Below are 11,741 nucleotides of genomic sequence, written 5' to 3' on the forward strand. Positions count from 1 at the left end.
ACGGTTACCGGGGTCCGGTGACGGTTACCGGGGTCCGGTGCGGTGGCCGTCGAGGGCTCAGTGGCCGCCCTGCTCCTGCAGACGCTTGTAGGAGCGCTCGATCTCGGCCTCGGCCTCGGCGCGGCCGACCCAGTTGGCGCCCTCGACCGACTTGCCCGGCTCCAGGTCCTTGTAGACCTCGAAGAAGTGCTGGATCTCCAGGCGGTCGAACTCGGAGATGTGGTGGATGTCCCGCAGGTGCTCCACGCGCGGGTCGGACGCCGGCACGCACAGCAGCTTGTCGTCGCCGCCGGCCTCGTCCGTCATGCGGAACATGCCGATGGCGCGGCACTTGATCAGGCAGCCCGGGAAGGTCGGCTCGTCCAGGATGACCAGCGCGTCCAGCGGGTCGCCGTCCTCGCCGAGGGTGTTCTCGACGAAGCCGTAGTCCGTCGGGTAGCTGGTGGAGGTGAACAGGCGACGGTCCAGACGGATCCGGCCGGTCTCGTGGTCCACCTCGTACTTGTTCCGCGAACCCTTGGGGATCTCGATGGTGACGTCGAACTCCACGTCCTGCTCCTCCATGATCAGCTTCGTTGCTCGAGTGATAGCGCGTCCGGCTGCCCAGCCCCCCGGCTACCGCTGGGAGTGCCCCCAGCCGGGTGGGGTGCCATGCTCGCGGCAAGACGCAGTGATTAAGTGTCCCTCACGCATATCGGTGATCGCGAAAGGGGCTGGTCCGAGGTGCCCTTGGTCAAGACGTGGCAGCTCATCGCGGGGTCGACCGTCGCCGGTCTGGCCCTGTCGGTGGCAGCGGTGGCCGCTGCCGGTCCTTGGGACTCCGGCCAGCGTAAGGCCGAGCGGGACAGGGCCGCCTCCTGGAGCCTGCTGGGTGGCGCAGATCACGCCGAGCCCCCGGCGCCCGCCGCGCCCAACGCCCCCGGCGTGCTCGCGGGCATCGGCCCCGGCGGCGCCATCGGGGCCGGGAACGGCGCCGGCACCGCCGCGGCCGGCGACACCCGCCTCGCCGACGCGCTGCGGCCGCTCCTCGCCGACCCGGCGCTCGGCCCCGCCCGCACCGCCTCGGTCGTCGACGTCGGCACCGGCCGGGTCCTCTTCGAGTCCGGGGCGCGCGAGCCGATGACCCCGGCCTCCACCGTCAAGATCGTCACCGCGGCGGCGGCGCTGGCCGCCCTCGGCCCCGAGCACCGCATCCGCACCACCGTCGCCCCCGGCGCCGGACCCGGGCAGATCGTGCTGGTCGGCGGCGGGGACCCCTCGCTCACCGCCCGCAAGAAGAGCCCCGCCGGATCCGGCGGCAGCCTCGTCGCCCTCGCCGCCGACACCGCCCAGGCCCTCAAGGCCGCCGGCACCGACTCGGTGGCCCTCGGCTACGACGACACCCTCTACACCGGCCCCGCCCGCCACCCGATCGGCGCCAACCCCAACATCGCCCTCGTGACCCCGCTGGCCGCCGACGAGGGCCGCCCCGACGAGTCCGTCTCCGGGCCCGTCGACCGGGTCGAGGACCCCGCCCGGGAGGCCGCCCGCTCCTTCGCCGCCCTGCTCAAGGAGCGCGGCGTCACGGTCACCGGCGAACCCGGGAAGGCCAAGGCCGCCGCCGGCGCCCAGCCCCTCGCCGCCACCCTGTCCACGCCCGTCGCCGGCCTGGTCGAGCGGATGCTGACCAACAGCGACAACGACATCGCCGAGGCCCTCGCCCGGCAGACCGCCCTCGCCTCCGGACAGCCCGCGAGCTTCGAGGGCGCCGAGAAGGCCGTCGCCGCCCGCCTCGCCGCCCTGGGCCTCGACACCGCCGGCTCCCGCTTCGCCGACGGCAGCGGGCTGAACCGCGCCGACAAGGTCAGCAGCGGCCTGCTCACCGGGCTCCTGGCCCGCGCCGCCGACCCGCGGCACCCGGAGCTGCGGCCGGTCCTCACCGGGCTCCCCGTCGCCGGCTTCACCGGGACCCTGCGCGCCCGCAACGCCGGCACCTCCCCGGCCGCCGGCCTCGTACGGGCCAAGACGGGCACCCTGACCGGCGTGAACTCCCTGTCCGGCACCGTCGTCGACGGCTCCGGGCGGCTGCTCGCCTTCGCCTTCCTCACCGCGGACGCCGCCGACGGCCCGGCCGCGGAGAAGGGCCTCGACAAGCTCGCCGCCGCCGTGGCCGCCGCCGCGCAGCGGTAGCCGGGCCGCGCCGGGCCCACCCGGTGGATCCGCAGGGGATCCGCAAAGGGGCCGGTCCACGTACCGTTGACGCATGACGAGCATCGGTGGTGCCGAGATGGTCGACTGGAACCTCGCGGTCTCGACCGCGGTCCGGCTGGTCCGGCCGGGTCCGGAGGTCAGCCGCGACGAGGCCCGGGCCGTGGTGGCGGAACTGCGCAGGCATGCCAGGACCTCCGAGCGCCACGTCCGCACGTTCACCCGGATGATCGGTGACGGTGCCGACGTCCCCGACACCCCCGTCCTCGTCGTCGACCGGGCCGGCTGGGTCCGGGCCAACGTGGCCGGGTTCCGCGAGCTCCTCGCCCCCCTGCTCGGCAAGATGCAGGACCGCCGGGCCGGCACGCCCGGCGGCGCCGTCCTCGGCGCCGTCGGCGGCAAGGTCACCGGCGTCGAGCTGGGCATGCTGCTGAGCTTCCTGGCCTCCCGCGTCCTCGGCCAGTACGAGACCTTCGCCCCCGCCGGGCGGGACCTGCCGGGCGGCCGCACGGGCGGCGGCCGGCTCCTGCTCGTCGCCCCCAACATCGTCCACGTCGAGCGCGAGCTGGACGTGCACCCGCACGACTTCCGGCTGTGGGTCTGCCTCCACGAGGAGACGCACCGCACGCAGTTCACCGCCGTCCCGTGGCTACGCGACCACCTGGAGGGCGAGATCCAGACCTTCCTCGGCGCCACCGAGATGGAGCCCGCGGCCATCCTGGAGCGCCTGCGCGAGGCCGCCCAGTCCTTCGCCGGCGCCCGCCCCGAGGCCGAGCGCGGCGACGAGGGCCGCTCCCTCGTCGAGCTCGTCCAGACCCCCGAGCAGCGCGAGGTCCTCGGCCGGCTCACCGCCGTCATGTCCCTGCTCGAAGGCCACGCCGACTTCGTCATGGACGGCGTCGGCCCCGAGGTGGTGCCCTCGGTCGCCGAGATCCGGGAGAAGTTCCAGCAGCGCCGCGCCAGCGGCGCCGGACGCCTCGACGCCGCCCTGCGCAAGCTGCTCGGCCTCGACGCCAAGCTGCGCCAGTACCGCGACGGCGAGCGGTTCGTCCGCGCCGTCGTCGAGCAGGTCGGCATGGACGGCTTCAACCGGGTGTGGACCTCCCCGAACACCCTGCCGACCAAGGCCGAGATCGCCCGGCCCGCGGACTGGGTGGCGCGCGTGCACCGCAAGGGGAGCGAACCGAGCAAAGGAGAGTGACGCGCGGGGCGTAAACATGTCTCGATGGGGGAAGAAGCGTCACCCGTCCGAGGGACCGTGGGGCGTGGAAGGGCGTGCGATGCTCAGGGAACGGCTCGGCTCTGTCACCATCGACGCACTCTGAGTGACAACCGCCATCTCGCGGGGGCCGGGCACCGGCCCCCGAGGCATCCGAACTCCTCCCGAAGGGAACCGGACATGGGTCCCCATCCTGCGGTCGCGGCGATACGCCTGGCGGTCCGCCGCGTGCTCCACGATGTCCTGACCGACCTCACCGAACGTCCCGCCGCCGACCGCCCCGCCGCGGCGGACGGCACGCCGCTCGTACTCGTCGCCTGCTCCGGCGGCGCCGACTCCATGGCACTCGCCTCCGCGCTCGCCTTCGAGGCGCCCAAGCTCGGGATCCGGGCCGGCGGCATCACCGTCGACCACGGCCTCCAGCCGGGCTCCGACCTGCGCGCCGCCGAGGTCGTCACCCGCATGGCCGCGCTGCGCCTCGACCCGGTCGAGTCCGTCGCCGTGCGCGTCGGCCGGGAGGGCGGCCCCGAGGCCGCCGCCCGCGACGCCCGCTATGCCGCCCTGGACGAGGCCGCCGACCGGCTCGGAGCCGTGGCCGTGCTGCTCGGCCACACCCGGGACGATCAAGCCGAAACCGTCCTGCTGGGCCTCGCCCGCGGCTCCGGCATCCGCTCCCTGTCCGGGATGCCCGAGGTCTCCGGAGGCCCCGGCGGCGCCGGGCGCACCCACCGCTACCGCCGCCCCTTCCTCCAGGTGGACCGCCAGACCGCCCGCAAGGCCTGCATGGTCCAGTCGCTCGCCGTCTGGGACGACCCGCACAACATCGACCCCGCCTACACCCGCTCCCGGCTCCGCCACGAGGGACTGCCCGCCCTCGAAAAGGCGCTGGGCAAGGGCGTCGTCGAGGCCCTGGCCCGGACCGCCCGGCTGTCCCGCGACGACGCGGACGCCCTGGACGCCTGGGCCGCCGAGGCCGAGGCCGGCGTACGCGACGCGGACGGCCGCCTGGAGTGCGCCAAGCTGTACGCCCTGCCCCCGGCCGTCCGCCGCCGCGTGCTGCGCAGGGCCGTGGTCGCCGCCGGGTCGCCCGCGGGCTCCCTCTTCGCCCGCCACATCGAGGAAGTCGACCGGCTCATCACCGGATGGCGGGGCCAGGGCGCCATCAACCTGCCCGGTCGGGTGGAGGCCCAGCGGCAGGGTGGCAGACTTGTCATCCGGCAGGGCTGATTGGTGCCGAAACACGGCTGAGTCCTCCGGGCCCTCCCGGAGTCCCGGCCGACAACGAAAGTGATGCGGGTGGACGAGAAGGACATGGGCAGCGACCTGGCGTCGGTGCTCATCACCAAGGAAGAGATCGACGCGAAGCTGGCCGAGCTGGCCGCGAAGATCGACGCGGAGTACGCGGGCAAGGACCTGCTCATCGTCGGCGTCCTCAAGGGCGCCGTGATGGTGATGGCGGACCTGGCGCGCGCCTTGTCCACCCCGCTCACCATGGACTGGATGGCGGTGTCGTCCTACGGCGCCGGGACCCAGTCCTCGGGCGTGGTGCGGATCCTGAAGGACCTGGACACCGACATCAAGGACAAGCACGTCCTGATCGTCGAGGACATCATCGACTCGGGCCTGACGCTGTCCTGGCTGCTGTCTAACCTGGGCTCCCGCCAGCCGGCCTCCCTGGACGTCGTCACGCTCCTGCGCAAGCCCGATGCCGCGAAGGTCGCCATCGACGTGAAGTGGGTCGGCTTCGACATCCCGAACGAGTTCGTCGTGGGCTACGGCCTCGACTACGCGGAGAAGTACCGCAACCTGCCGTTCGTCGGCACGCTCGCCCCGCACGTCTACGGCGGCTGACGCACACCCTGTCCCGCGGGGGCCCCGGCCGGGGTCCCCGCGGGGGAACCCCGGAACGATCCCAGGCGTTGGAGCAGGGGAAGGACAGGACTGTCAGCCGTCCCACGGGACCGCGGGTGACAATTCAGGGGTACATTCCGAAGAACAGTCTTTATTCACAGCAGCATTTACCTACGGGCAGGAGGGACGGGGCGCCTGGCGTCCCGTATGGATGGACGTGAAGCGATACTTCCGTGGGCCAGTCATGTGGATCGTGCTGGCCGTCCTCGCCGTGGTCGTGTTGATGAATGTCGTCAGCTCAGGCGGCGGCTACAAGTCGGTGGACACCAGCGAGGTCATCAAGGCGATCAACAGTGGCCAGGTGGAGCAGGCGCGCCTGACCACCGGCGACAGCCAGATGATCAAGATCGACCTGAAGAAGGACGAGAAGCTCGAAGGTAGCTCTGGCAGCAAGTTCCAGGCCAACTACATCGGAGACCAGGGCGTGCAGCTCGCCCAGAGCCTCCAGGCCAAGTACGAGGCCGGCCAGATCCCCGACGGCTACTCTGTCAGCCCGGACAAGACCAGCCCGTTCCTCAGCGTGCTGCTCTCCCTGCTGCCCTTCGTCCTGATCGTCGTCGTCTTCCTGTTCCTGATGAACCAGATGCAGGGCGGCGGCTCCCGGGTCATGAACTTCGGCAAGTCCAAGGCCAAGCTCATCACCAAGGACACCCCGAAGACGACGTTCGCCGACGTCGCGGGCTCGGACGAGGCCGTCGAGGAGCTCCACGAGATCAAGGAGTTCCTCCAGGAGCCGGCGAAGTTCCAGGCCGTCGGAGCGAAGATCCCCAAGGGCGTCCTGCTCTACGGCCCGCCCGGCACCGGCAAGACCCTGCTGGCGCGCGCCGTCGCCGGCGAGGCCGGCGTGCCGTTCTACTCGATCTCCGGCTCCGACTTCGTCGAGATGTTCGTCGGTGTCGGCGCCTCGCGCGTCCGCGACCTGTTCGAGCAGGCCAAGGCCAACGCCCCGGCGATCGTCTTCGTCGACGAGATCGACGCCGTCGGCCGGCACCGCGGTGCGGGCCTCGGCGGCGGCCACGACGAGCGCGAGCAGACCCTCAACCAGCTGCTCGTCGAGATGGACGGCTTCGACGTCAAGGGCGGCGTCATCCTGATCGCCGCCACCAACCGGCCCGACATCCTCGACCCGGCGCTGCTGCGCCCGGGCCGCTTCGACCGGCAGATCGCCGTCGACCGCCCGGACATGCAGGGCCGTCTGGAGATCCTCAAGGTCCACCAGAAGGGCAAGCCGGTCGCCCCGGACGTCGACCTGTCGGCCGTCGCCCGCCGCACCCCCGGCTTCACCGGTGCCGATCTGTCCAACGTGCTGAACGAGGCCGCGCTGCTCACGGCCCGCTCGGACAAGAAGCTGATCGACAACCACATGCTGGACGAGGCGATCGACCGCGTCGTGGCGGGCCCGCAGAAGCGGACCCGGATCATGTCGGACAAGGAGAAGAAGATCACCGCGTACCACGAGGGCGGACACGCCCTGGTCGCGGCGGCCTCCCCGAACTCCGACCCGGTCCACAAGATCACGATCCTGTCCCGCGGCCGCGCCCTGGGCTACACGATGGTCCTGCCGGACGAGGACAAGTACTCGACCACGCGCAACGAGATGCTCGACCAGCTGGCCTACATGCTGGGCGGCCGCGCGGCCGAGGAGCTGGTCTTCCACGACCCGACCACGGGCGCCGCGAACGACATCGAGAAGGCCACCACCACGGCCCGCGCGATGGTCACCCAGTACGGCATGACCGAGCGCCTCGGCGCGATCAAGTTCGGCGGCGACAACACCGAGCCGTTCCTGGGCCGCGAGATGGCGCACCAGCGCGACTACTCGGAAGAGGTCGCGGCGCTGGTCGACGAAGAGGTCAAGAAGCTCATCGAGACCGCGCACAACGAGGCCTGGGAGATCCTGGTCGAGAACCGCGACGTCCTCGACAACCTGGTCCTGGCCCTCCTGGAGAAGGAGACCCTGGGCAAGGAGGAGATCGCCGAGATCTTCTCGACGGTCGTCAAGCGCCCGGCCCGCCCGGCGTGGACCGGCTCGGCCCACCGCACCCCGTCGACCCGCCCGCCGGTGCTCTCGCCCAAGGAGCTCCAGCTGACGAACGCGGCCAACGGCGCCGCGGCGGCCACCCCGGTCGTGTCGGTGGAGAAGGACCCGGTCACCGAGGACCGCGCCGAGTAACCGCCGGTCCGCAGCCCGGCCCGGAATGGATGCCGCGCCTCCCAGGTTCTAGCCTGGGGGCGCGGCATTTTCGTATGCCCGTGTGATCGAAGACAGGAACGAGGCACAGATGACCGACCCAGTGACCCTGGCCGGCGAGGGCACGATCGGCGTGTTCGACGAGAAGCGGGCCGAGGCCGCCGTCCGAGAGCTCCTCATCGCGGTCGGCGAGGACCCGGACCGCGAGGGGCTCCTGGAGACGCCGGCCCGCGTGGCCCGGGCGTACCGGGAGATCCTCGCGGGCCTGTGGCAGAAGCCCGAGGACGTCCTGACGACGACGTTCGACCTCGGGCACGACGAGATGGTGCTCGTCAAGGACATCGAGATCGTGAGCCTGTGTGAGCACCACCTGCTTCCCTTCCACGGCGTGGCCCACGTCGGGTACATCCCCGCCGAGAGCGGGAAGATCACCGGGCTGTCCAAGCTGGCGCGCCTCGTCGAGGTCTACGCCCGCCGTCCGCAGGTCCAGGAGCGGCTCACCACGCAGATCGCGGACTCCCTGATGGAGATCCTGGAGGCGCGCGGCGCGATCGTCGTCGTCGAGGCCGAGCACATGTGCATGTCGGTCCGCGGCATCCGCAAGCCGGGCGCGAAGACCACGACCTCGGCGGTCCGCGGCCAGCTCCGCGACATCGCCACCCGCAACGAGGCGATGAGCCTGATAATGGCCCGCTGACATGGCCGACGGGTCCCCGTCCGACGGCTGGGAGCCGCTGAGCGAGGACGTCCGGCGCACCCTGGAGCTGCTGCTCGACGGTGACTCGGACGTCCACCGCGGCCTGCGGGCGCAGATCCCGCACGCCGAGATGCGCGGGAGCGGCTGCGCCTGCCCGTGCGTGTACCTGAGGGTGGACACGGGGGCGGTGGCGGCCGTGCCGTTGGAGGAGACCATGGACGCGGTGGCGGGCGCGCCACTGTTCGATGCCGGGGGCGGCTACGACGGCGAGGCGATGCTCCTCGCCTCCGGCGGTCTCCTCGCGGACCTGCAGTTCTGCGACTGGGAGGGCCGGGGGCCCGGAGACCGCGGGCTCTGGGAGTGGCTGGGACCCCGCCACCCCTGAGACGGCCCCGGCCGGGTCCGGGTCAGGCCCGGGCCGAGCCCTGTGGGGTGTCGTCGTCCTCGGGAAGCTTCAGGACGCGCTCCAGGAAGAGGGCCGCGGCGATGACCGCCGCACCCGCCAGCACCGAGAACGCCGCGTACCAGGCTTGATCGCGGCGGGCCGGCACCTCCAGGCCGTCGGCCAGGAGGAAGACGCCCACGCCGCCGTACATGCCCGCGACGAGAGCCGCGACGAGGGCGCTGGCCTGGCCGAAGACCAGGGCCCGGGCCGCCATCAGCGGCTCCACGCCCTTCGCGTCGGGCTGCCGCTCGCGCTGGGCCTTGAGGCGGGAGCGCAGCGACAGGGCCGTCGCCAGCAGCACGACCGCGATGGCGCCCAGCACGATCGGGGCGGCCAGCGGGACGCCCGGCAGGGTCCCGTACGCGTTCCACAGGCGGGCACCCGCCCAGGACAGCACCCCGGCCACCACGAAGATGCCCGCCAGGACCGCTGGCCTCAGTTGCTTCACGTGCCTGTTCCCCGCTCTCTGCGCCTCTGCCTCAGCCGTCCGTCGGCAGACCACAGGCTATCGACGTCTACTCGGGGAGGTGCAGTTCCAGGTCGGGGCGGCGGGTGACGCCGGCCAGGCCGATCCCGGCGAGCAGGTCGGCGACGGGGCCGTGGCCGGGGATCCGCGCCTCGGGGTCGACGTCGTGCCAGGGGGCGAGGACGAAGGCCCGCTCGTGGGCGCGGGGGTGCGGGAGGGTGAGGACGGGGTCGTCGGAGACCACCTCGGCGTACGCGATGATGTCCACGTCGATGGTGCGGGGGCCCCACCGCTCCTCGCGGACGCGGTCGAAGGCCTCTTCGATGGCGTGGCCGCGCTCCAGCAGGCTGGACGGGGGCAGGGTGGTCCGCACGCGGACCACCGCGTTCAGGTACGACGGCTGGGAGCCGGGCTCGACGCCCCACGGCTCGGTCTCGTAGACGGGGGAGACGGCCTTGACCCGGACGCCCGGGGTGTCGCCGAGGGCGTCGATCGCGCCCTGCAGGGTCTCCATCCGGTTGCCGAGGTTGCCGCCGAGGGCGATCACGGCCCATTTGGGGTTGGACAGGGTGACGTCGGCCGCGTCGACCGCCTCGACGACGGAGGCGGGCACCGGCTGGACGGTGGGGTCGCTCTGGGCGTTCAGTCCGTTGTTCACGCGCGGCTCCGGGTGATCGTGATGGTCACGTCGTCGAAGGGGACGGTGATGGGCGCGTCCGGCTTGTGGACGACGACCTCCACTTGGGCCACCGCTTCGTGCTTGAGGCACTGCTGGGCGATGCGCTCGGCCAGGGTCTCGATCAGGTCGACGGGCTCGCCCTGGACGACGTCGACGACTTCCTCGGCGACGACCCCGTAGTGGACGGTCTTCGCCAAGTCGTCGTCCGCCGCAGCCGGGCGCGTGTCGATGTGCAGAACCAGGTCGACGATGAAGGTCTGGCCTTCTTCGCGTTCCCGGGGGAAGACGCCGTGGTGCCCGCGAGCCTTGAGGCCGCGCAGCGCGACACGATCCACGCGAATCACTCCTGCTTTCGTAGGTGCATGCGGTCCGGGACTCCCCGGATCCATGGGCCTGCGCCGAGTGCGGTCGGCGTCGTCCGTCTTCGAATCTACCTGCGAAAGGGGCCGGTACCCGCCGGAGGGGTCAGCCGGAGGCCTCTTCCTCGTCCTCGTCGGACTCCGTCAGGACCGGAGAACCGTGGTGGGACCAGAGGCGCCAGCCCTCGGATGTGCGTCGGAACACATTTGTGGCGACGACGAGCTGGCCGACGAGCGGTCCGAGCTCTCCGCCGTCCCCGGCGGGCCCTCCGCTGAGGATGTTCTCGGTGCAGGTGACCAGGGCCGTGTCGGCGATGACGGCGACCTTGGTGTCGGTCAGGAAGAACTGGATGTACTCGGTGTGGGACATGATCAGCGCGTACGAGCGGAGCACCTCGCCGCGGCCGCTGAGCACCGGCCAGCCCGGGTGGACGCAGGACACCTCGTCCTCCAGCCAGAGCGCCGACATGGCGTCGAAGTCACCCCGCTCCATGGCCTCGTAGAAGGCCGTGTTGACCTGCTCGACGGCTTCGATGTCGGTACGGCTCACCGTGCCCCTCTCCTGGCAGTACGGGCCCCGGGTGCGGGCCGGGTCACCAAGCCCCTTCCACCGCGCGGGCCACCCGAACCGCGTCGGCCGTGGCGCGTACCTCGTGGACCCGGACGGCCCAGGCACCCTGGTGGGCGGCGATGGCCGAGACGGCGGCGGTGGCGGCGTCGCGCTCGCGGGCCGGCGGCGGGGCGGCGTCGGCGCCGGCCAGGACGCGGCCGAGGAACCGCTTGCGCGACGCGGCGACGAGCAGCGGGAAGCCGAGGGCCCGCAGCTCGGGGAGGTGGGCGACGAGGGCCAGGTCGTGGTCGGCCATCTTCGCGAAGCCGAGGCCGGGGTCGACGACGATCCGCTCGGGGGCGATGCCGCCGGCGATGACGGCTTCGATGCGGGTCCGGAGCTCGGCGGTGACCTCGGCGAGGACGTCGTCGTACACGGCGAGGCTGTTCATGTCGGCGCTGAAGCCGCGCCAGTGCATCACCACGAAGGGCACCTCGGCGGCGGCCACGGCCGGGATCATGCCGGGATCGGCGAGCCCGCCGCTGACGTCGTTGACCAGTGTCGCGCCGGCTTCGACGGCCCGGGCGGCGACCGAGGCGCGCATGGTGTCGACGGAGACGGTGACGCCTTCGGAGGCCAGGCCGCGGACCACGGGGACGACGCGGCGCAGCTCCTCCTCCTCGTCGACGCGGGTGGCGCCGGGCCGGGTGGACTCGCCGCCGACGTCGATGAGGTCGGCGCCCTGGGCTATGAGGTCGAGGCCGCGCTTGACGGCGGCGGTGGTGTCGAACCAGCGGCCCCCGTCGGAGAAGGAGTCGGGGGTGACGTTCACGACGCCCATGACCGCGCAGCGGTCCCAGTCCGGCAGGCCTGTGACCCGGCCCCTGCCGGCGGCCCCGTGCTTGATGTTCATGGTCCCAGGGTAGGGCTGCCCCGGATCGGGCACGGCCCGGGCGGTGCGCGGCGGGAGCCGGGCGGTACGGGGCCCCGGGTGCGCGCCCGGGGAGGCCGGAAGGCGGGAAGCCCGCGGCGCGGAG

At 72.4% G+C, this 11,741-nt stretch carries 13 protein-coding genes; 7 read left to right on the forward strand and 6 right to left on the reverse strand.

Going from position 1 to position 11,741, the window contains the following annotated elements; genetic code table 11:
* Positions 1-57: 57 nt before the first annotated feature.
* Positions 58-549: an inorganic diphosphatase gene (locus ACIQUT_RS29115; protein WP_179173985.1), complete on the reverse strand. Its 492-nt coding sequence runs from the start codon at positions 547-549 to the stop codon at positions 58-60.
* 174 nt (positions 550-723) lie between these two features.
* Here ACIQUT_RS29115 and dacB point away from each other — a divergent pair, with 174 nt between their 5' ends.
* The 7 genes from dacB to ACIQUT_RS29150 all read left to right on the forward strand — a co-directional run bounded on the left by dacB (position 724) and on the right by ACIQUT_RS29150 (position 8,590).
* Positions 724-2,169, forward strand: a complete 1,446-nt coding sequence (gene dacB, locus ACIQUT_RS29120; RefSeq protein ID WP_403567060.1) for a D-alanyl-D-alanine carboxypeptidase/D-alanyl-D-alanine-endopeptidase — start codon at positions 724-726, stop codon at positions 2,167-2,169.
* Between the two features lie 73 nt (positions 2,170-2,242).
* Entirely contained in the window at positions 2,243-3,388 is a 1,146-nt protein-coding gene (locus tag ACIQUT_RS29125; protein WP_403567062.1) for a zinc-dependent metalloprotease, read from the forward strand.
* Positions 3,389-3,586: 198 nt separating this feature from the next.
* On the forward strand, positions 3,587-4,633 hold the full coding sequence (gene tilS / locus ACIQUT_RS29130; protein ID WP_403567064.1) for a tRNA lysidine(34) synthetase TilS: 1,047 nt from the start codon (positions 3,587-3,589) through the stop codon (positions 4,631-4,633).
* Between the two features lie 63 nt (positions 4,634-4,696).
* Positions 4,697-5,257, forward strand: a complete 561-nt coding sequence (gene hpt, locus ACIQUT_RS29135) for a hypoxanthine phosphoribosyltransferase (RefSeq protein ID WP_403567066.1) — start codon at positions 4,697-4,699, stop codon at positions 5,255-5,257.
* A gap of 211 nt (positions 5,258-5,468) precedes the next feature.
* A complete protein-coding gene (ftsH, locus tag ACIQUT_RS29140; RefSeq protein WP_403567068.1) occupies positions 5,469-7,490 on the forward strand; it encodes an ATP-dependent zinc metalloprotease FtsH in 2,022 nt (673 codons plus the stop codon).
* A 109-nt stretch (positions 7,491-7,599) separates the two neighbouring features.
* Positions 7,600-8,205 carry a GTP cyclohydrolase I FolE gene (folE, locus tag ACIQUT_RS29145; RefSeq protein ID WP_385423776.1) on the forward strand — a complete coding sequence of 202 codons (606 nt, stop codon included), beginning with the start codon at positions 7,600-7,602 and terminating at the stop codon, positions 8,203-8,205.
* A gap of 1 nt (position 8,206) precedes the next feature.
* Positions 8,207-8,590, forward strand: a complete 384-nt coding sequence (locus tag ACIQUT_RS29150) for a hypothetical protein (protein ID WP_403567070.1) — start codon at positions 8,207-8,209, stop codon at positions 8,588-8,590.
* A 22-nt stretch (positions 8,591-8,612) separates the two neighbouring features.
* On the opposite strand, the gene ACIQUT_RS29155 is transcribed toward ACIQUT_RS29150, so the two are convergent.
* The 5 genes from ACIQUT_RS29155 to folP form a co-directional block, all read right to left on the reverse strand.
* Positions 8,613-9,098, reverse strand: coding sequence for a DUF3180 domain-containing protein (locus ACIQUT_RS29155; protein WP_403567071.1), 486 nt, complete (start codon positions 9,096-9,098; stop codon positions 8,613-8,615).
* Between the two features lie 67 nt (positions 9,099-9,165).
* Positions 9,166-9,774, reverse strand: coding sequence for a 2-amino-4-hydroxy-6-hydroxymethyldihydropteridine diphosphokinase (folK, locus tag ACIQUT_RS29160; protein ID WP_403567073.1), 609 nt, complete (start codon positions 9,772-9,774; stop codon positions 9,166-9,168).
* Entirely contained in the window at positions 9,771-10,130 is a 360-nt protein-coding gene (folB, locus tag ACIQUT_RS29165) for a dihydroneopterin aldolase (RefSeq protein WP_150209025.1), read from the reverse strand. Before folB ends, folK begins: the two co-directional genes overlap by 4 nt.
* 130 nt (positions 10,131-10,260) lie before the next feature.
* On the reverse strand, positions 10,261-10,704 hold the full coding sequence (locus ACIQUT_RS29170; protein ID WP_403567074.1) for a nuclear transport factor 2 family protein: 444 nt from the start codon (positions 10,702-10,704) through the stop codon (positions 10,261-10,263).
* A 43-nt stretch (positions 10,705-10,747) separates the two neighbouring features.
* Positions 10,748-11,617 (reverse strand): dihydropteroate synthase, encoded by an 870-nt coding sequence (folP, locus tag ACIQUT_RS29175; protein ID WP_403567076.1) that lies wholly within the window; start codon positions 11,615-11,617, stop codon positions 10,748-10,750.
* Positions 11,618-11,741 lie beyond the last annotated feature (124 nt).

It is taken from the genome of Streptomyces sp. NPDC090445 (assembly GCF_044769385.1).
Classification (GTDB): Bacteria; Actinomycetota; Actinomycetes; order Streptomycetales; family Streptomycetaceae; genus Streptomyces.

Excerpts from the sequence above, each read along its gene's own strand:
- ACIQUT_RS29125 (WP_403567062.1), top strand. The coding sequence starts at position 2,243 with ATGACGAGCATCGGTGGTGCCGAGATGGTCGACTGGAACCTCGCGGTC.
- tilS (WP_403567064.1), top strand. The coding sequence starts at position 3,587 with ATGGGTCCCCATCCTGCGGTCGCGGCGATACGCCTGGCGGTCCGCCGC.
- hpt (WP_403567066.1), top strand. The coding sequence starts at position 4,697 with ATGCGGGTGGACGAGAAGGACATGGGCAGCGACCTGGCGTCGGTGCTC.
- ftsH (WP_403567068.1), top strand. The coding sequence starts at position 5,469 with ATGGACGTGAAGCGATACTTCCGTGGGCCAGTCATGTGGATCGTGCTG.
- folE (WP_385423776.1), top strand. The coding sequence starts at position 7,600 with ATGACCGACCCAGTGACCCTGGCCGGCGAGGGCACGATCGGCGTGTTC.
- ACIQUT_RS29150 (WP_403567070.1), top strand. The coding sequence starts at position 8,207 with ATGGCCGACGGGTCCCCGTCCGACGGCTGGGAGCCGCTGAGCGAGGAC.
- folP (WP_403567076.1), bottom strand. The coding sequence starts at position 11,617 with ATGAACATCAAGCACGGGGCCGCCGGCAGGGGCCGGGTCACAGGCCTG.